This window comes from Janthinobacterium sp. GW821-FHT03C10, from assembly GCF_059420865.1.
Window position 1 is genome coordinate 593333 of record NZ_JBWKUN010000001.1, and the last position, 17954, is coordinate 611286.

The following is a 17954-nucleotide window of genomic DNA, read 5'->3' on the forward strand; positions in this document are numbered from 1 at the left end:
TCCTCTTCTATATAGTAGGGGGGAACTACAGCGTGCAATCGCGCGCCGGTTTGCCGGCAATAAAACGGGTAGTGGCTTGCTCAAAACAGGCCGGCGCCGTCCACAGGATGAAATGCGGGGCGTTGTGCACGGTGGCCAGGGCCACCTTGCCCGCCTTGCGCTGCGTCAAGGCCTGCACTTGCGCCTGCGCGCCCGCGTACGGCGTCTTCGGGTCCAGGGTTCCCTGCAGCACCAGTGTAGTCGGCACTTCTGCCGGCAAGGCGCCGAAATAGGCGTCGCGCGGGTAGGTGGGCAAGCCGCCGCCCAGCAGGATGCGGGGCAGGGGACTGGTCAACAGCAAGTCCGCCTCTTCGCGCTCGAGGTCGGCGGCCGTCCAGCCGGGGCGCAAGGAGGGCTGCAGATTGTTTTCCGAATTGCTGATGATGCTGACCAGCGGAATCGACAGCGGCGACTGGGGATAGCTGCCCAGGCCGGCCGCCGCCTGCGTCAGGGTGGCGCGCACGGACGCCAGTTCCGTCTCGCCGCCCCGGTCCAGGTCGTGCAGCAGATACGGGATGCGGGCGCGGGCGGCCGGCACGTCGAGCATGCCGCCGACGAAGTTTTTCAGGTTCTTGCCGGGAATCTTCGCCAGCAGGGCAGGATCGGCTTGCGCCTTCTCCAGCACGCGGCGGTACAAGGCTTCGGCCGGCTCGCCCAATGCCGCATGGCAAGCCGCATCCGCGTCGCAACGGGCCAGCACCTGCAGGCCGACCTGGTTGACCACGTGCGAACGCTGGCTCAAGTCCCAGCGCGCATCCGTTTGCGGCGGCACCAGCGAATCAAAAATGACGCCCTGGACGGGCAGCGGCCCCAGCTGCAAGGTGCGCAAGACCAGCTGCGTGCCGTACGACACACTGTATACATACACGGGCGGCTGCTTGCGCTTGCTCTTGCCCCGTTCGCCCTCGATCAAGGCTTTCAAGTCGCGCGCGGCCGTGGTGATGGAAAACTGCGCCGCGTATTCGGGCATCAGATTGATGCCCTTGAAGCAGCTGGCCCATTCGGCGCCGGCCAGGGCGCGGCCGCCGGGACTCTGTTCCGACTCTTCCACCTTGCACAGGCGCGACGAGTGGCCTGTGCCCCGATGGTCAGGAATGAGGAATTCGAAACCGGGAAAGCTGCGGCGCAGGGTGGGCAGCAGGCTGTAGAACGAAGCGCCCGATTCGCCGGGGCCGCCCGCCACCAGCCACACGGTGCCCTTGGCGGGCTTGCCTGCAGGCACATCGGCGGCAAACTTGCGCACGAAGACGTGCATGGCATCCGCGTCGCCGACGGCGCGGCCCTGGGCATCGTAGCTGCCGGGCACGTTCAAGCCCGAGCACAGGCTACCGGGGGCGGCCGTATCGGAGCAGGGCGTGAAAAACATCGGTTCGGCATGCAGGGAGGTGCCAGCCAGCAGGGCGGCCAGCAGGGGCAAACGGGGCAGTAAGGTCATCGGCTACTTTGGCGGCGGTGGGAACAGCCGCCAAAGTAGCGTTTTTTACACCAATTGTCCAGATGGAAATATTTCTGCGCGAGACTATGCCTGCTTGTTATTGCGCAACAAGCGCAGCCCGTTGGCCACCACCAGCAGGCTGGCGCCCACGTCGGCGAACACGGCCATCCACAAGGTCGCCGTGCCGGCCAGCGCCAGGCCGAAGAACACGGCCTTGATGCCGATGGCAAAGCTGATGTTTTGCACGAGGATGCTGCGCGTGCGCTGGCTCAGGCTGATGAATTCAGGCAACTTGCCCAATTCATCGTCCATCAGGGCCACGTCCGCCGTTTCGATGGCCGTGTCGCTGCCGGCCGCGCCCATGGCAAAGCCGATGTCGGCCTGCGCCAGGGCCGGAGCGTCGTTGACGCCGTCGCCCAGCATGGCGACCACGCCAAACTGCTGCTGCAAGGCCTTGATTTCATCGAGTTTGTTTTCCGGCAGCAATTCCGCCTTGACCAGGCTCACGCCCACCTCGGCCGCGATGCGCTGCGCCGTCAGCAGATTGTCTCCCGTCAGCATCACGGTGGTCACGCCCAGCGCATTCAGGCGGGCGATGGCGGACGCCGCCGTGGGGCGCAGCACGTCGGCCACGGCGATCACCCCCAGCGCACCGGCCGGGGTGGCCAGCACCATGGCCGTGTAGGCTTGCTGTTCCAGCCGCGCCAGGATGGCTTGCAGTGCCGGCGTCAGCACGTTCAACTCCGTCATCAGGCGCGCATTGCCCAGATAATAGGTCTGGCCATTGATATTGCCTTGCACGCCGCGTCCATGCAGGGCGGCAAACTGGGTGACGGGCAAGTGGCTGCCGGCGGGCGGACCCGCCTTGACGATGGCGGCGGCCAGCGGGTGGGCGGAATTGGCGTCCAGGCTGGCGGCCAGCAGCAGGATGGTGTCGCGGTCGCTGCCCTCCATGGCAACCACGTCCGTGACGGCCGGTTTGCCCATGGTCAAGGTGCCCGTCTTGTCGACGGCGATGGCCTTGATGCGGTAGCCGGTTTCCAGGAATTGCCCGCCTTTCACTAAAATGCCGCGCCGCGCGGCCGCCGTCAGGCCGCTGACGACCGTGACGGGCGTGGAAATGACGAGCGCGCACGGGCAGGCGATCACCAGCATCACCAAGGCCTTGTAGACCCACGCCATGAAGGGCTGACCCAGCAACAAGGGCGGCAGCACGGCCACGAGGATGGCGAAGACGACCACGGCGGGCGTGTAGTAGCGGGCAAAATTGTCAACAAAGCGCTGCGTGGGCGCCTGTTTTCCCTGAGTTTCCTCGATCACCTTGACGATTTTCGCCAGGGTGCTGTTGCCGCTGTTGGCCGTCACGGTAACGTCGAGCAAGCCCCGTTCATTGATGGTGCCCGCATACACGACGTCGCCCACGGTCTTGTCCACCGGCATGCTTTCACCGGTGATCGGCGCCTGGTTGACGGACGATTCGCCGCTGGCCACCACGCCGTCGAGGGCGATGCGCTCGCCCGGTTTCACGCGCATGGTCGCGCCGATGGCCACGGTGGCGACGGATACTTGCTGCCAGGCGCCGCCGGCGTCGGCGACGGTCGCCGTGTCCGGCGCCAGCTGCATCAGGCTGTGCACGGCGTTGCGCGCGCGGTTCAGGGACAAGCCCTCGATCAGCTCGGCGATGGCGAACAGGAAGATGACCATGGCCGCTTCCGGCCACTGGCCGATGGCGATGGCGCCGAAGACTGCCAGGCTCATCAGGAAATTGATGTTCAGGGTGAAGGTCTTCAGGGCAATCCAGCCCTTTTTCAGGGTCGGCCAGCCGCCCGTGGCGATAGACAGCAGGGCCAGGGCGATGACGAGGGGCGAACTGTCTGCATGCGTGGTCCACGCCAGCGCCTCGGCACCAAACGCGGCCAGGCCGGAGACCACCAGCAAGCCTTTTTGCAGGCCGGGCAGATTGCCTTCGTTCGGGTCGCGCGCGACGGCAGCGTCCGCTTCCATGGGAATCGCCTGCATGCCGATGCCGTGCAGGGCCGCTTCCACCGTGGCCAGCGAGGCCAGGGTGTGATGCACGTCGAGCACGCGGTTCATCAGGTTGAAATCGAGGCCCACGACGCCCGCCATATTGGCCAGCTTGTTGCGGATCAGCCGTTCTTCCGTGGGGCAATCCATGTTGGCGATACGGTATTTGGCCGTGTTGGCGCCGGCGACGGGAGTGCTGGGCAGGGCTGGCGCAGCATTGACTGCAGGTGTGGACGAGCACGCATGCTGGCTGGAACAGCAGCTGGCCGCCTTGGGTGCATGCTCATGCTCATGGTCGTGCTTGTGCTCGTGGGTATGATCGTGGCTATCGTGCGGCATCGCATTCGTCCTTCCGGTTTGGTGTATGCTTCCATTAGAAACCCTGTAGCCGCTACAGGGTCAAGCGGAATTTGCAAGTTGGAATGAAAAAGGGGATGCCATGCGTATCGGAGAACTGGCCAAACGGACAGATTGTGACGTGGAAACCGTGCGTTACTATGAAAAGGCGGGCTTGCTGCAGGAACCGGGCCGCAACAGCGCCGGCTACCGCGAATACCGCGAAGAACACCAGGAACGGCTGCAATTCATCCGCCATTGCCGCTCCTTGCAGATCGGCTTGACGGATATCCGCGCCTTGCTGGAATTTAAGAACAATCCGGCCGAAGGCTGCCAGAGCGTCAACGAATTGCTCGACCACCATATCCTGCGCATCGCCGAGCAGATGGCGAATTTGCAAACTCTGCAGCAGCAGCTGGTAACCCTGCGCCACCAGTGCGACCAGCCGCAGCCGTCGCAAGACTGCGCGATTCTGCAAAACCTGTCCGAGGCGGCCAGCGGCCACGACTGCGCCTGCCATACCGAACTTCATTGAACCGATTGCTGCATGCTGAAACTGTTGCCTAAAAAAACTTTACTCACCTTGTCCCTGCTGTCGCCGCTGTGCCATGCGGCCGATGCGCCGGCCGCCGCCGGCCATTACCTGACCCTGTACGCCGTGCCCGGCGTGCCGCAAGACGATGATCCGTACACCTGGAGCACGGCGGGCGGCAAGCAGCTGACAAAGGGCGTGACCAAAGCGGACGGCCGCGCCTATCTCAAAGGGGAAGAGGGCGAAGAAAACTATATTTTGAAAACCGTCAGCATGCGCTGGCAGCTGAAGGTGCCGGCCCGGTGCTGGCAGGGCGCGCCCGAGGCTTTCCTAGATTGCGTCAAGCTGGCCAAGACCACGAGCCGCTATGACGAGGAGCAAGAGGCGCTCAAGCTGGCGGAGCAGCAGAAAGAATTGAAAATGCAGGCCAGAATCGCCGCCTATGCGGTGGAAGCCCGGGCCAACGACGATGCGCTGGCCTGGCTGGGCCGCCTGCCTTCGAGCTGGACCCTGGACGGCTATGGCAAGCGCCTGCTGGGCATCGGCGACAAGGTCTCCCGGTACATCGCCGACGAGTTCAAGGAGGACGGGCCCGACACGCGCCAGTTCGTCTGCCGCGCACCCGCCTACTATGGCCCCGTGCCGGACCAGGCAGCCGTCGAGGCCTGGCTGGGATCGCCTGACGAGGTGGCCAAGGTTCGCACCGGTCCCGCCTGGAATGCGCTGGTGGCGGCAGGCGAAAAGGGCAACTGGATGGCCCGTCTGGAGCTGTATTACGCCCTGTCCGGCGCCAATGTCAGCGAGCTGAGCTTGCTGGAACAGTACCGCATCGTGCAATTGATGGAATGGCTGCACAAGAAGAAGATTAGCGGCCTGTACAGTTATTTCATCGGCGCCATGCCCGTCGCTCCCGGCAGCAACTACAGTGCCGTCTGGCGCAGGCGGGATCAGGTTTTCCTGTATGCCGCCATGCTCGGTGATTACCATCAACAATTCCGCATGGGCAATGTCTTGCGGCGGGAAACCGACACCGCGCTGGTCAAGACAGGCAAGGCCATGCAAGCCTGTTCCCGGGCCGCCATGCCGCAGCGGTACTAGCGCGACTAGCGCGGCAGCAGCGGCGGGCCGCCGTCGCCCAGGCGGAAGGCGTCGACCACGCGCAATAGATCATGCGCCTGATCCTGCATGCTTTGCGCGGCGGCGGCCGATTGCTCGACGAGGGCGGCATTGCGCTGGGTCAATTCGTCCATTTCCGTGATGGCATTGTTGACTTCCTCGATGCCCTTGCTCTGGCGCTGGCTGGCCGCCGTGATGTCGTTCATGATTTCCGTCACCTGCTGAACGGAGGCGACGATATCGCCCATGGTGCGCCCGGCGCTGTCGGCCAGCTCGCTGCCTGTTTCTATCCTGGCAACGGAATCCTCGATCAACTGCTTGATTTCGCGCGCCGCCGTGGCCGAGCGCTGCGCCAGGCCCCGTACTTCCGTGGCGACGACGGCAAAACCGCGCCCCTGTTCTCCCGCGCGCGCCGCTTCCACGGCCGCGTTCAAGGCAAGGATATTCGTCTGGAACGCGATGCCGTCGATGACGGCGATGATGTCGACGATGCGCCCGGAACTGGCCTTGATCGAGCCCATCGTCTCGACCACCTGGCCCACGACGCGGCCGCCTTCCAGCGCCACGTTCGAGGTCGACAGCACCATCTGGTTGGCCTGGTGCGCGTGGCTGGCGTTTTCCCGCACGGTATCGGTCAGCGCATGCATGGATGACGCTGTTTCCTGCAGGGAATGGGCTTGCGACTCCGTGCGGGCCGACAAGTCCGCATTGCCCAACGCAATTTCACTCGCTTCCACCGTGATGGTGGAGCCCGCCTGACGTATGTCGCCCAACAAGGTGTTCCAGTTTTTCAAGACGGTGGCCAGCGCGCGCGACAGCTTGCCCACCTCGTCGTCGCCCCGCGCATCGATGCGCATGGTCAGGTCGCCGGCGGCCAGCGACTCGGCGGCACGGCAGGCTTCATCGATGGGCCGCACGACGGAACGGGCCACCCAGGTGGCGATCAGGGCCAGCAGGGCAAAGCCGATGGCCATGGTGCCCAGCGACAGCCAGCCGGCGCGCTGGCCCGCGTTTTTTGTCTCCTGCAGCGCGTCGACGGTGCGGTGGTCGAGGTTGAGCAACACCTGGCGCAGCTGCCCCCGCACTTGCTGGTAGTGCGTGGCGGCATTTTGCATCGCCGCCACGCCCGTATTCGGGTCCATCGAGGCCAGGTCCAGCGCCTGCGCCACGCTGGCACGGTAGCGCTCGAGGCCCGGCAGGGCCTGGTCCGCTTCCGTGGCGGCGCCCGAGAATTGCTTGAGTTCCTTCAAGCCTTGCGCGATGGCATTGAGCTGGCCATCCGTTTGCGCGCCGAATTGCTTGAACTGTTCGTCCGACAGGCTGGCGGCGATGGCGATCTTCGCATATACGTCGGCGTGGACTTGGCCCAGGGCAATGGCTTGCTGGTTGGCAAGCCGCTCCGCCGTCAGGGTGACGTCTTTCAGTTCGCGCATGCGGCTTTCGTTTTGCTGCATGGCGAAGTAGGACAAGGCCCCCATGGCCAGCAGGCAAGCCAGCGCGACCACCGGGACGATCAACATCTTTTGTGCGATTTTCATCGGAACCCATATCGTCAAGAGAGCGGAAAACCATCCCGGCGCGGCGGCTGGCTACAGGTAGATGCCGCCGCAGACGACGGTTTCGGCGAGTTTCTCGCAATACATCACCTTGGGCTCGATCTTCTTGGTTTCCGGATTCGTGAACTTGTATTCCTGCCAGAACGTCCCCTTGCTCTTGGCCAGGTCGACTCTCTCCTTGACGAAGGCCTTGCCGTCGATATCCTTGAGTTCGATCAAGTTCTTGCCCACCATTTTCGGGTTGGCGCCATGCGCGACCACCGTGCCGTCGAGTTTATACACGACCAGGTACAGGTCGTGCAGGATGAATTGCGGCGACTTGGCCGTGATCTCGCCATACGCCTTGGCGTCGCCGGCGCTCTTGATGTAGGACACGCCTTTCTTGACCATGGCTTCGGCATCGGCGCGCGTGGCGCCGCCTTCGGCAGCGCTGGCGATACAGGGCAGCATGCCGACGGCAAGCAGGAGCGGCAGGCAAATGGCAGGGGCGAACTTGGGCATGAGAATCTCCTTCACATTGCGGCAGGAAAGCCGGCGGGAAACCGGTGCGGTTGGGGGCGTGCTGACGGTTCATGGTAGCGCGATGCCAGTGGACATGCGCTGGTGCAACAGATTTTTTTTGAGTGGGGCGTTTTTGCAACGCCACGCGCACTTGGCCGCAATCGCGTTTACAGAGTGAAAAGCAGGGGCCAGGCTATCGTGGCGATAGTTTGGCGTCCGCGCCGCGCTACCAGTCGGACGGGTCTTCCGCCGCCGCCCTGGCCAGGTCGTCGGCCCAATCCTGCCGGACCAGCCGGTAGATATCGGCAAAGAAGGCGCGCGGATCGGCCATCTCATCCCACATGGCGGGCAGGGCGTGCGTGCTTTCGGGATCATGCTCGAGGATGGCCTGGAAATCGTAGCCGGGGTCTTGCAGCGCCTGCGCCAGCACGGCCACCAGCGCGTGGCGGTGGCGGTAGCTCAGTTCCTTGTATTGCGAGGTGATGTCGCGCCGTATCAGGGCCGCGCGCTGGACCGGGTCGTTCATGTCCCAGCTGTCCAGCTCCACACCCATGGTTTCTTCGCGGTCATACACGTCGAAAGGGCCGAGGAAATAGTGGAGCGTGGGGAAATAGGGAGCGTCGCTCCAGGGGCCTCGCAGCATGGGAGTCTTTCGTTTGATTGCTAAAGGGTTACGCGCATTCGGGCAAGGTCCAGCCTTCGTCGCCCATGTCCGTCGGGTAGATGGCGCGGGTCTGGTTCTGGCCCCAGCGCGCATGGTCGAGGATGCCGTCTTCATGCATGTCCAGCACCCATTCCGTGCTTTCCAGCAAGGTGCCATCCTTGTGGTAGACGCGGAAAAACGTGGACGTGCTCAGTGCGCGCACGATGTTCTGCGGCACGCCGTCGCCGTAGTGGGGCACATAGGTCTTGATGACGCACGTGCGCTGATCGTTCCATTCCTGGGCGTACACGGTGGCATTGCGGGCCGCCGCCACCTTGATGAACAGCCAGGCGGCCAGAACGATGGAGAACAGGAGGGCGGCGGCAATCAGGCCGGTTTTCTTGAGTAGCTGCATGAGGTCATGGCGGAGCCTGAAACTGAGTGAGCCGCATTGTATGCCAAGAGCGGAAATACTTGCTGTACAGCACGTACGGCAAGTATTTTCCCGTTTATTGCTGTATATGGCGATCTATTTCGGCAAGGCCGCCCGCAGGGTATTGGCCATTTCCAGATGGTGTTGCAACGCTGGCAAGGTTTTTGCGGCAAAGGCCTTGATATCGGGATCGCTCGCCTTCTGGCTGGCATCCGTGAACAGTTTCACGGCCTCCTTGTGCGCCGCCACGCCGATGCTGGCCGCATATTCCGTATCGAATTGCTTGCCTTCCAGGCGGCTCAGCTTGTCGATCTGCGCCTGGTGCTTCTTGCCGGGCTGGTCGCTGACCTCGATGTGCTTGCTGCTGGCCAGCTGTTTCAGCTCGTCGGCCACTTTCGTGTGGTCCGCCACCATGGCATCGGCGAATTTCTTCACTTCCCCATTGCTGCTTTTGCTTTGCGCCACTTTGCTGGCGGCAATTTCCGTGCTGCCCGCGTCGGCCGCCTTGCTGAGGAATTGCTTGTCGTACGCACCTGGCGCGGCGGCGGCGATACTGTTGATGGCGATGCCGCTGAGCAACGCCACGGCGGCGCCGATGGCCACGCTTTTCAGGGAGGGCGCGCGGGAACTGGTGGTAGGGATAGGCATGGAAACTCCTTTCGGGTGTGGTTTTTTCTGCAAGCTGATGACAATGTTAAGCCAGCAGCCTGCGCACACCCATAGGACAGTCGCGATCATGCCCGTAGGACTAGTCCTGTTCGTTAGCGCACAGTTCGACTTGCTTCAGGGCAAACAAGGCGGCGATGCCGGCATCGCGCCGCCAGGCGGGCATGCCGATATCGAGCCATTCCGCCATCGCGTCCAGGTGCGAGGGCTCCGAGACGCTGTGTTCGAGTTCATCGAGCACCGTGTCGCGGTCGATATACAGACTGTCCAGCCAGGCATCGAACGAGGGCGCCAGTGTCATCAGGCCGTGGGCGCGCTTGCCCGTCCAGTCCGGCAACTCCTGTACATAAGCCAGCACGCGGCCGCCGCCTTCCTCCGTCAAATCCAGATAAACCATGGAATTGCCGCCATCGCGGGCGAAGGGCAGGATTTTCACGGGCATGTCCGTATGCTGGCGGGCGGCGCGGATTTCGCCTACCAACGTTTCATCGCAGAAATCGCCTTCGTCGGCGCTGAAAAAGGTATTGAAACCCATTTTTTCCACGCCGCCATTGCCGTCCGGCACATCGCAGGTGTAATCAAACCAGGCGCCGTTGGCCGCTTGCAGGAAAGTCAGGAAGGCGGGCGGCAACGGTGCTTCCAGCAGGGTTTCGATGGCGGCGATCTGCTGCGCCGTGGGGGCAGGCTTGGCGCCCTCGAGCGCCAGGTGGCGGTACTGCGTGTAATAAGTCATTGATTATCCTTGTAAATTTCTGGCGGCCGCGATGCCGTCCTCGCAGCCCGTCTCCACCTTGGCCAACGCATCGACGAGTCCTGCGCGCAGCACGGCCATCGAGCGGGCCTTGTCGTCGATCTGGGCGATTTTCGTTTCCAGCATGGCCCGCTTGGTCTCCGCATCGAGGGCATTTTCCTGCCAGACGGCAATGACTTCGGCGATTTCCTTCAAGGTAAAGCCCAGCGCCTTGGCGTGGCCGATCAGCTCGATCCGCCGCAAGGCCTGCGCCGAATATTCCTTGTAGTTATTCGTCAAACCCGGCTGCGGCGCTTCGTCCAGCAGCCCCTGGCGCTCGTAGAAGCGCACCGTGTCCTTGCTGACGCCCGTCAGGCGGGTGATTTCTCCGATGCGCATCGATTCCCGTTGACCGTTGACTAAAGACCACAGTTTACAGTGAAAACCTCATTCACTCCACACCGCTGCCATGACCGCTTTCAATTACACCAAGCAGACCGTGCTGATCACGGGCGCCTCGTCCGGCATCGGCCGCGTCTTTGCGGAAACCCTGGCCGCACGCGGCGCGCATTTGCTGCTGCTGGCCCGCTCGGGCGCCGTGCTCGACAGCCTGGCCAGCGAACTTTCCCAACGCCACGGCATCCGCGCCCACGCGCTGGTGGCGGACCTGAGCCTGCCGGGAGCGGCGGCGCAAGCCCATGCACAGGCCTGCGCGCTGGGCATGCCGCCCGACGTGCTGATCAATAACGCGGGTTTTGCCACGCATGGCCGCTTCGAAAGCATCGATCTTGCACGGCAAGTTGGCGAAGTGACCGTCAATTGCACGGCCCTGATGGAACTGACGCACTGCGTCTTGCCGCACATGCTGGCCCAGGGACGGGGCGCCATCATCAACGTGGCCTCCACGGCGGCCCTGCAGCCCGATCCCTACATGGCGGTCTACGGCGCCAGCAAGGCCTTCGTGCTGTCGTTCTCGGAAGCGCTGTGGGCGGAAAACCGCAGCCGCGGCGTGCGCGTGCTGGGCTTGTGCCCGGGCGCCACGGACACGGCTTTCTTCGACGTGGTGGCCGCGCCCGAAGCGGCCGTGGGCCAGCGCATGGCGCCGCAAGCCGTCGTCGATGAAGCGCTGCGCGCGCTGGACCGGGGTCGCAGCAGCCACGTGGCCGGCCGGCCCAACCGGCTGCTGGCCTGGCTGCCGCGCTTGCTGCCCCGTCAGACCGTGCTGGGCATCGTGGAAGGCATGCTCAAGCCGAAGGCGGCGTAGGCATCAAAAGGCCATGGTGGCGAACATGGCCAGCACGGCCGTCGCCATCACGAGGGTGGCCAGCCAGCCCAGCGCCCGCAGGCGGCGCGAAATCGTCAAGGTGCCCATGATGGCGGGGTGCGAGGCCATCACCATCATCAGCACCATGATGGGCACGGAGATGACGCCGTTGATGACGGCGCTCCAGTACAGGGCCTTGATGGGGTCCAGCGGCGAAAAGCACAGGGCCGCGCCCAGCATGGTGGCGCCGATGATGATGGCGTAGAACTTCTTGGCCGCCCGGGGCGCCAGTTCCAGGCTGTTTTTCCAGTGAAAGGCGCCCGCCATGGCGTAGGCGGCCGAGCCGGCCAGCACGGGAATGGCCAGCAAGCCCGTGCCGACGATGCCCAGGCTGAACAGGGCGAAGGCGAAATCGCCCGCGATGGGGCGCAGGGCGGAAGCGGCCTGGGCGGACGTATCGATGTGCGTGATGCCTTGCGCGCCCAGGGTCACGGCCGTCGTCAGCATGATGAAGAAGGCCACCAGGTTGGAAAAACCCATGCCGATGGCCGTGTCCATCTTGATGCGCTGGAATTGCCGTGGCGCCTGTTCCGGCGTGCGGCGCAAGGCTTGCGCGCTGGCATCGGCCTGCAGATCTTCCACTTCCTGCGAGGCTTGCCAAAAGAATAAATACGGGCTGATCGTGGTACCGAACACGGCCACGACCATGGTCACGGACGCAGCCGACCAGGCGACCTGCGGCCAGACCGTGCGCAGCGCCACTTCACTCCAGGGAATATGCACGGTGAGCACGGTGGCCACGTAGGCCAGCAAGCCCAGGGTCAGCCATTTCAGGATGCGCACATATTGTTGATACGGAATGAAGACTTGCAGCAGCAGGGACAGTAAACCGAAGCCGACGGCGTACAGATGCGTGGGCCCGCCGATGATCAGGGTCAGGGCATCGCCCATGGCGGCCACGTCGGCGGCGATATTGATGACATTGGCCAGCAGCAGCAAGCCGACGATGGCGTACAGCAAGGATTTCGGGTAGTGGCGGCGGATATTCGTCGCCAGCCCATGGCCGCTGACCCGGCCGATCTTGGCGCTGATGACCTGGATACCTAGCATCAGCGGATACGTCAGGCACACCGTCCACAGCATGCCGAAGCCGAACTGGGCGCCCGCCTGCGCATACGTGGCGATGCCGCTGGGATCGTCATCGGCCGCGCCCGTGATCAGGCCGGGGCCCAGCTTGCCCAGCCAGGTGTCGGATGGGGCCGCGCGGCCGCTGTCGGTGTGCATGCGTGGCTCCTGCGTGATGGAGCGAGCAGCGTATCACAGGCGGGCGGCGTCCAGAAGGGGCGCCGCCCGGGAAATTCACGCCTCAGTAGCGCGCATCCTTGGGCTTGCCGCCCTTGGGCCAATCCTTGACCTTGTCGGGGAAGTCCGGACGGGGCATGTGCGTAAAATATTCCGCCACGTCGACGGCATCCTGGTCGGACAGGTTGCCTTGCCCCAGCGGGAATTTCTGGCCGTGGCCCATCACCATGTTCGCCTTGACGAAGCCGGCCGCCGTGTAGGTGCGGGCCATACCGGCGCCGATATTGAACGAGCGCTCGCCCCACAGCGGCGGGAAGGCGACGACGCCGTTGGCGCCCTTGATGCCTTCGCCATTCGCGCCATGGCAGACGGCGCATTGCTCGGCATACACCTTTTTGCCATGCACGGGATCGGGCAACAGCGCGCGGTCGATCTTCGCCACGCCCCGTCCCGCCACCTTGTCGCCCGCCTGCGTGGCGCCCTTCATCCAGTCGATGTAGGCGACCATGGCCTGCAGGTCGGGGCCGTCCACGGGCAGCGGCTTGCCGTGCATGGAGCGGCGGAAGCAGCCGTTGATGCGCTCACCCAGGCTGATGACCTTGCCGGCGCGCGGCGCTTCCGACGGGAAGAAGGCGGAAATGCCGAGGAAGGGCGAGCCGTTGGCCACCGTGCCGCCATTCAGGTGGCAGCTGCTGCAATTGAGGTCGTTGCCCACGTTTTGCGGCAGCCGGGCGCGCGTTTCCGTCATCAGCTGCATGCCGTGGATCAATTGACTGGCATTCGGATCGGCCGTCAGGGCGGCGAAGCGGGGCGTGACGAAGCCGCCCGCGTCCGGCGCCTTGAGCTTGAGCTCCTTGCGCACTTTGGCGATCTGCGCGGGCGTGACGGGTGCGCCTTGGTTGCCCCACTTGCCGCGCACAAAGGTGAGGATTTCCGCCAGTTCCGTGTCCGCCAGGCGGTCATACGCGGGCATGCCGAACGAGCGGGGCGAGTGCTGCGTGACGGCCGACTGCCAGCCCGTCAGCGCGATATGGATGACGGTGGTGGCGTCCTTCGACTGCACCGAGTCGTTCCGCGCCAGCGGCGGGAAAATGTTGTCCACGCCACGGCCGTCGCGGCGGTGGCAGGTGGCGCAGAATTGCAGGTAGCCCAGGCCGCCCCGCGTGTTGTACAGCGCATCGTTGCTGGCCGCCGCGAGCGGCGCCGTTTTCTTCGGCGGCGCGGCCGCGCCATCCTTGGCGGGCAAGCCGTGCAGGTAGTGCGCCAGCGCGTCGAGGTCGGCATCCGTGAAGTATTGCGTGCTGTGCGTGATGACTTCCGTCATGCTGCCGGCCGCCGTGCCGAAGCTGTTGCGGCCCGTTTTCAGCAATTGCACGATGTCGCCCGGCGTCCACAGGTTGCGCAAGTTCACCGCATGCCAGCCGTCGAAGGTAAAACCGGACAGGTAGAGCTTGCCGCTGCCGCCGTCCTGGCCCATGGTTTTTTCCTGGAAAGCCACGCCGCGCGGCGTGTGGCAGGAGCCGCAATGGCCGAGCCCTTGCGCCAGGTAGCTGCCCCGGTTCCACTGGGCCGACTTGGCACTATCGGGCTTGAACGGCGCGTCGTCGAGGAAGACGGCGTTCCACAGCGACAAACCCCAGCGCATGCTGAACGGCCATTTCATGTCCGTTGCGCGGTTTTGCTGCGCCACGGGCGCCACGCCCCGCTGCAGATAGGCGTACAGCGCCTGCATGTCGTCGGGCGTGATCTTCGCGTAGGAAGGGTAGGGCATGGCCGGATACAGATTATGCCCATCGGCCGCCACGCCCTTGCGCATGGCGCGCTCGAACTGGGCAAACGTGTACGTGCCCAGGCCCGTCTTGGCGTCGGGCGTGATGTTCGTGCTGTAGATGGTGCCGAACGGCGTTTTGAGTTCCAGGCCGCCGGCCATGGCGGCGCCATTCGGGCTCGTGTGGCAAGCCACGCAGTCGCCCAGGCGGGCGACGTATTCGCCGCGCTTGATCAGCTCGGCCGAGGCCGCGGGCATGTTGGCGGTCGCGGCCCTGGCGCCGGCACTGAAGGCCAGCATGCCCAGCAGCATTGCAGCCAGCCAGGCAGTGATCGAAAAGGAAAAAGCGGGAGGGCGGCGCGAACCGCGGTGCAGGATGGAAATGGCGTTCATGGTGACCCTTTATTATTACGCGCAAGCTTACGCAGTCGTCACCACGGCGAACATTGGGAATTTCTTTCGAACAACTAGGTAATCTTCCCTAGTGTTTTACAGCGGAAAATCGTGTAGCGGTGCCTGCAAGCTGGCCAGGATGCGCTCGCGCAGCCAGCGGTGCGCCGGGTCCAGGTGCATGCGCTCGTGCCAGACCATGGCCATTTCGTAGTCGGGCAGGGCCACGGGCGGCTCCCATGTGCGCAGCGCGCCCAGCGCCTTCTTCAGCAGGCGCGACGGGAGCAGGGCCACCATGTCGGACGCTTCCAGCAAGGGCGGCACGATCAGGAAATGCGGCACAGACAGCACCACCTTGCGTGTGCGCCCCAGCTTTTCCAGCGCCGTATCGACGTTGCTGCGAAAACCGCCGCCGTTGGGCGAGACGACGATGAATTCCAGCGCACAAAACTGATCGAGCTTGGGCTGCTCCTGCAGCAACGGGTGGTCGCGCCGGCCCGCCAGCACATAATGTTCAGTGAACAGCGTGCGGTGGCGCAAGCCGGGCGGCGCTTCTTCCTGCGCCAGGAAACCCAGGTCGACCTGGCCCGTTTCCAGGTCGTGCGCCATGCGCGCCGGCACGGCTTCGAACACGGCCATGCGCGACAGGGGCGCCTGCGCGCGCAAAGCGGGCAGCATGGGCAGCAGGATCGCATATTCGGCGGCGTCGGCCGCCGCCAGGTTCCAGCGCACTTCAGCCGTGGCCGGATCGAAGGCCGATTCCGGCTGCAAGACCTGTTCCAGCTGGGCCAGCACGGCTTGCAAGGGCGCGAACAGGGCCAGCGCCCGCGCCGTGGGCAGCATGCCGCGCGGACCGGGCAAGAGCAGCGGATCGTCGAAGGCCGCGCGCAACTTGCCCAGCTGCACGCTGACGGACGGCTGGCTCAGGTGCAGCCGCGCGGCCGCCCGCGTCACGTTGCGCTCGATCAACAGGGCGTTGAGGGTCAGCAGCAGGTTCAGGTCCAGCTTGCGTAAATTGTCCATGACTATACCTTGTATAACAACTATTCATTTCCACTATGATAGCGCAAGCCCTACAGTGGTTTCTGTGACTTTTACTCTTCACCTTTTACAGGAACTAACTGATGCAACTCCATGAATATACAAGCTTTGATGGCCTTGGACTGGCCCAGCTGCTGCGCCAGGGCAGCGTCTCTGCCGCCGAATTGCAGGACGCGGCCCAGCGCGCCTGCGCCGCCGTCAACCCGCAGATCAATGCCGTCGTCGAGCTGTGGCCGGCCGATTTGACTGCCATCGACAGCGCAGTCAGCACCGCGCCGTTCGCCGGCGTGCCATTCCTGATCAAGGATGTGGCCGTCACGATGGCGGGCCAGCGCAGCGAAGCGGGCAGCCGCCTGGGCGCCGGCCATGTCGCCGCGTTCGACTCCCACCTGATGACGCAGTTCCGCGCGGCGGGCCTGGCGACGTTTGGCCGCACCAGCACGCCGGAAATGGCGTTTGCCACCACCACGGAGCCCGTTCTATATGGCGCCACGCGCAACCCGTGGAACGTCCACCTGAGTGCGGGCGGCTCCAGCGGCGGCGCGGCGGCGGCCGTGGCGGCCGGCATCGTGCCGCTGGCCCATGCGACGGACGCGGCCGGTTCCATCCGCGTGCCGGCCGCCTCGACGGGCCTGTTCGGCTTCAAGCCCAGCCGGGGGCGCGTATCGAACGGCCCCGCCATGGATGAAATCTTCAGCGGCCTGGGCGTGCAGCTGGGCGTGAGCCGCAGCGTGCGCGACAGCGCCGCCTTGCTCGACTGCGTGCAGGCAATCATGCCGGGCGAGCCGTATGTGACGAATCCGCCTGACCACAGCTGGCTGTCGCAGGTAAGCGTGGCGCCGGGCAAGCTGCGCATCGCCGTGCAGCGGACCGCCAGCAATGGCGCCCGGCCCGTGCCTGCCGTCGATGCCGCGCTGCAAGACACCGTGCGCCTGCTGGAAGAGCTTGGCCACCACGTAGAAGAAGTGCAACCGGCGCTGGGCGTGTCGTGGCCAGCCTTCGTGCAGGCGAACGCCAGCATCTGGTGTGCCAACCTGGTGCCGTGGATAGACGGCCTGGCGCAGGAAAGCGGGCGCGCCGCGTCGCTCGATACGCTGGAACCAGCCACTTTGGCCTGCTACCGGTACGGGCAGACGGTGTCGGCCGTCGATGTCGTCGCCGCGCTCGGCGTGCGCAACACCGTCACGCGCCACGCCGGCGCCCTGTTCGGCCAGTACGACGTGCTGCTGACGCCCACCATGCCGGATATGCCGTGGCCGCTGGGGCGCTACGGGGAAAAGGAGGAACAGCTCGATGGGCTGGGCTGGACGGCGCGCCTGTTCGAGCATTCGCCGTACACGCCGCTGGCCAACGTGGCGGGCTTGCCGGCCATGTCCGTGCCGCTGGCCATGTCCAATGATGGCTTGCCGATCGGCATGCAGTTCATGGCCGGGTATGGTCAGGACGGAACCTTGCTGCGCCTGGCGGGCCAGCTGGAGCGGGCGGCGCCATGGCTTCCAAGGCGGCCGCCTGTGTGGGCGGGCAAGGCGTAAGCATGCCTTGCGGACGGCTGAAACCGGCCACCATAGCGGCTTTGGCCTGCGACAAGAAGCCGGGGTCGGACCCGCCGGGTCCGACCCCAGTCCTTGTTCTTGGGTGAACAGTATCAGCTGGGCATCGTAGCCAGCTGCGCCGCGCCCCGGCCTTGCATGCGGAAACGAAATCGTTCCCACAACCGGTCGTGGAAGGGCAGGACGATCACGTTGCAGATCGGCTCGACCACGGCCAGCAGGCCGCCGAAGGCCATGGAACCCGTGGCCCAGTACATGACGCCGAAGGCCACGCCCATGTGCATGGCCGTCTGGCTGAGTTTTTCGCCGGCCAGGGCGGCCAAGCCCAGGCGGCTGGCCGCGTGGCGGCGGCGGATCGCGTGCCAGGCTTTTTCATGCCACGGCAGCAGGCCCACATTGATGACCGGTTCGATGATTGCGGCCAAGCCACCGAGTGCCAGCGAACCCGTCAGCAAATAGGCAAGGCCGAAGGCGATCGACATGTGCGTGCACACCTGGCTGAATGTTTTGATGGCTGTGAACAAGGGACGTTCCTTTCTGTTGAATTCGCTTATCCTTGATCTAGATAGTAACGATTCTCATTTACAAAAGAAAGTAAAATATTTCAACTGAATCGATAGATATTGG

17 protein-coding genes are annotated in these 17954 nt (G+C 64.5%); 4 read left to right on the forward strand and 13 right to left on the reverse strand.

The genetic code is table 11. From position 1 onward, the window contains the following. Nucleotides 1–25: 25 nt before the first annotated feature. The gene (locus AC07VH_RS02330; RefSeq protein ID WP_494786630.1) at nt 26–1474 is read right to left on the reverse strand and encodes an alpha/beta fold hydrolase; all 1449 of its coding nucleotides are present in this window, start codon (nt 1472–1474) and stop codon (nt 26–28) included. Nucleotides 1475–1558: 84 nt separating this feature from the next. Further along, entirely contained in the window at nt 1559–3838 is a 2280-nt protein-coding gene (locus AC07VH_RS02335; RefSeq protein WP_494786631.1) for a heavy metal translocating P-type ATPase, read from the reverse strand. Nucleotides 3839–3938: 100 nt separating this feature from the next. On the opposite strand from AC07VH_RS02335, the gene cadR reads away from it, so the two are divergent. After that, nucleotides 3939–4370, forward strand: a complete 432-nt coding sequence (gene cadR, locus AC07VH_RS02340; RefSeq protein ID WP_034787498.1) for a Cd(II)/Pb(II)-responsive transcriptional regulator — start codon at nt 3939–3941, stop codon at nt 4368–4370. Nucleotides 4371–4382: 12 nt separating this feature from the next. Further along, nucleotides 4383–5465 (forward strand): hypothetical protein, encoded by a 1083-nt coding sequence (locus AC07VH_RS02345; RefSeq protein ID WP_494786632.1) that lies wholly within the window; start codon nt 4383–4385, stop codon nt 5463–5465. A gap of 5 nt (nt 5466–5470) precedes the next feature. Here the strand turns inward: AC07VH_RS02345 and AC07VH_RS02350 are convergent, their stop codons facing one another. The 7 genes from AC07VH_RS02350 to AC07VH_RS02380 form a co-directional block, all read right to left on the reverse strand. Further along, a complete protein-coding gene (locus AC07VH_RS02350) occupies nt 5471–7021 on the reverse strand; it encodes a methyl-accepting chemotaxis protein (RefSeq protein WP_494786633.1) in 1551 nt (516 codons plus the stop codon). Between the two features lie 51 nt (nt 7022–7072). Continuing rightward, nucleotides 7073–7540, reverse strand: coding sequence for a cache domain-containing protein (locus AC07VH_RS02355; protein WP_475415081.1), 468 nt, complete (start codon nt 7538–7540; stop codon nt 7073–7075). A gap of 226 nt (nt 7541–7766) precedes the next feature. Then, nucleotides 7767–8183 carry a hypothetical protein gene (locus tag AC07VH_RS02360; RefSeq protein ID WP_494786634.1) on the reverse strand — a complete coding sequence of 139 codons (417 nt, stop codon included), beginning with the start codon at nt 8181–8183 and terminating at the stop codon, nt 7767–7769. 28 nt (nt 8184–8211) lie between these two features. After that, nucleotides 8212–8598 carry a hypothetical protein gene (locus tag AC07VH_RS02365; protein WP_475415083.1) on the reverse strand — a complete coding sequence of 129 codons (387 nt, stop codon included), beginning with the start codon at nt 8596–8598 and terminating at the stop codon, nt 8212–8214. A 114-nt stretch (nt 8599–8712) separates the two neighbouring features. Beyond that, nucleotides 8713–9264 carry a DUF4142 domain-containing protein gene (locus tag AC07VH_RS02370; protein ID WP_494786635.1) on the reverse strand — a complete coding sequence of 184 codons (552 nt, stop codon included), beginning with the start codon at nt 9262–9264 and terminating at the stop codon, nt 8713–8715. Between the two features lie 100 nt (nt 9265–9364). After that, nucleotides 9365–10015, reverse strand: coding sequence for an SMI1/KNR4 family protein (locus tag AC07VH_RS02375; protein ID WP_494786636.1), 651 nt, complete (start codon nt 10013–10015; stop codon nt 9365–9367). Between the two features lie 3 nt (nt 10016–10018). Then, on the reverse strand, nt 10019–10411 hold the full coding sequence (locus tag AC07VH_RS02380; protein ID WP_494786637.1) for a MerR family transcriptional regulator: 393 nt from the start codon (nt 10409–10411) through the stop codon (nt 10019–10021). Nucleotides 10412–10481: 70 nt separating this feature from the next. On the opposite strand from AC07VH_RS02380, the gene AC07VH_RS02385 reads away from it, so the two are divergent. Beyond that, the gene (locus AC07VH_RS02385) at nt 10482–11276 is read left to right on the forward strand and encodes an SDR family NAD(P)-dependent oxidoreductase (RefSeq protein WP_494786638.1); all 795 of its coding nucleotides are present in this window, start codon (nt 10482–10484) and stop codon (nt 11274–11276) included. Nucleotides 11277–11279: 3 nt separating this feature from the next. Here the strand turns inward: AC07VH_RS02385 and AC07VH_RS02390 are convergent, their stop codons facing one another. From AC07VH_RS02390 to AC07VH_RS02400, 3 genes are all read right to left on the reverse strand, one after another. Continuing rightward, complete coding sequence (locus AC07VH_RS02390) at nt 11280–12560, reverse strand: NRAMP family divalent metal transporter (RefSeq protein WP_494786639.1); 1281 nt, start codon at nt 12558–12560, stop codon at nt 11280–11282. 82 nt (nt 12561–12642) lie between these two features. Continuing rightward, nucleotides 12643–14658, reverse strand: coding sequence for a c-type cytochrome (locus AC07VH_RS02395; RefSeq protein WP_494787103.1), 2016 nt, complete (start codon nt 14656–14658; stop codon nt 12643–12645). Nucleotides 14659–14835: 177 nt separating this feature from the next. Then, nucleotides 14836–15759, reverse strand: a complete 924-nt coding sequence (locus tag AC07VH_RS02400) for a LysR family transcriptional regulator (RefSeq protein ID WP_494786640.1) — start codon at nt 15757–15759, stop codon at nt 14836–14838. Nucleotides 15760–15860: 101 nt separating this feature from the next. Between AC07VH_RS02400 and AC07VH_RS02405 the strand changes: the two genes are divergently transcribed. After that, nucleotides 15861–17309, forward strand: a complete 1449-nt coding sequence (locus tag AC07VH_RS02405; protein ID WP_494786641.1) for an amidase — start codon at nt 15861–15863, stop codon at nt 17307–17309. 113 nt (nt 17310–17422) lie between these two features. On the opposite strand, the gene AC07VH_RS02410 is transcribed toward AC07VH_RS02405, so the two are convergent. Beyond that, nucleotides 17423–17851, reverse strand: coding sequence for a DUF2061 domain-containing protein (locus AC07VH_RS02410; RefSeq protein WP_475415091.1), 429 nt, complete (start codon nt 17849–17851; stop codon nt 17423–17425). Between the last annotated feature and the right edge of the window lie 103 nt (nt 17852–17954).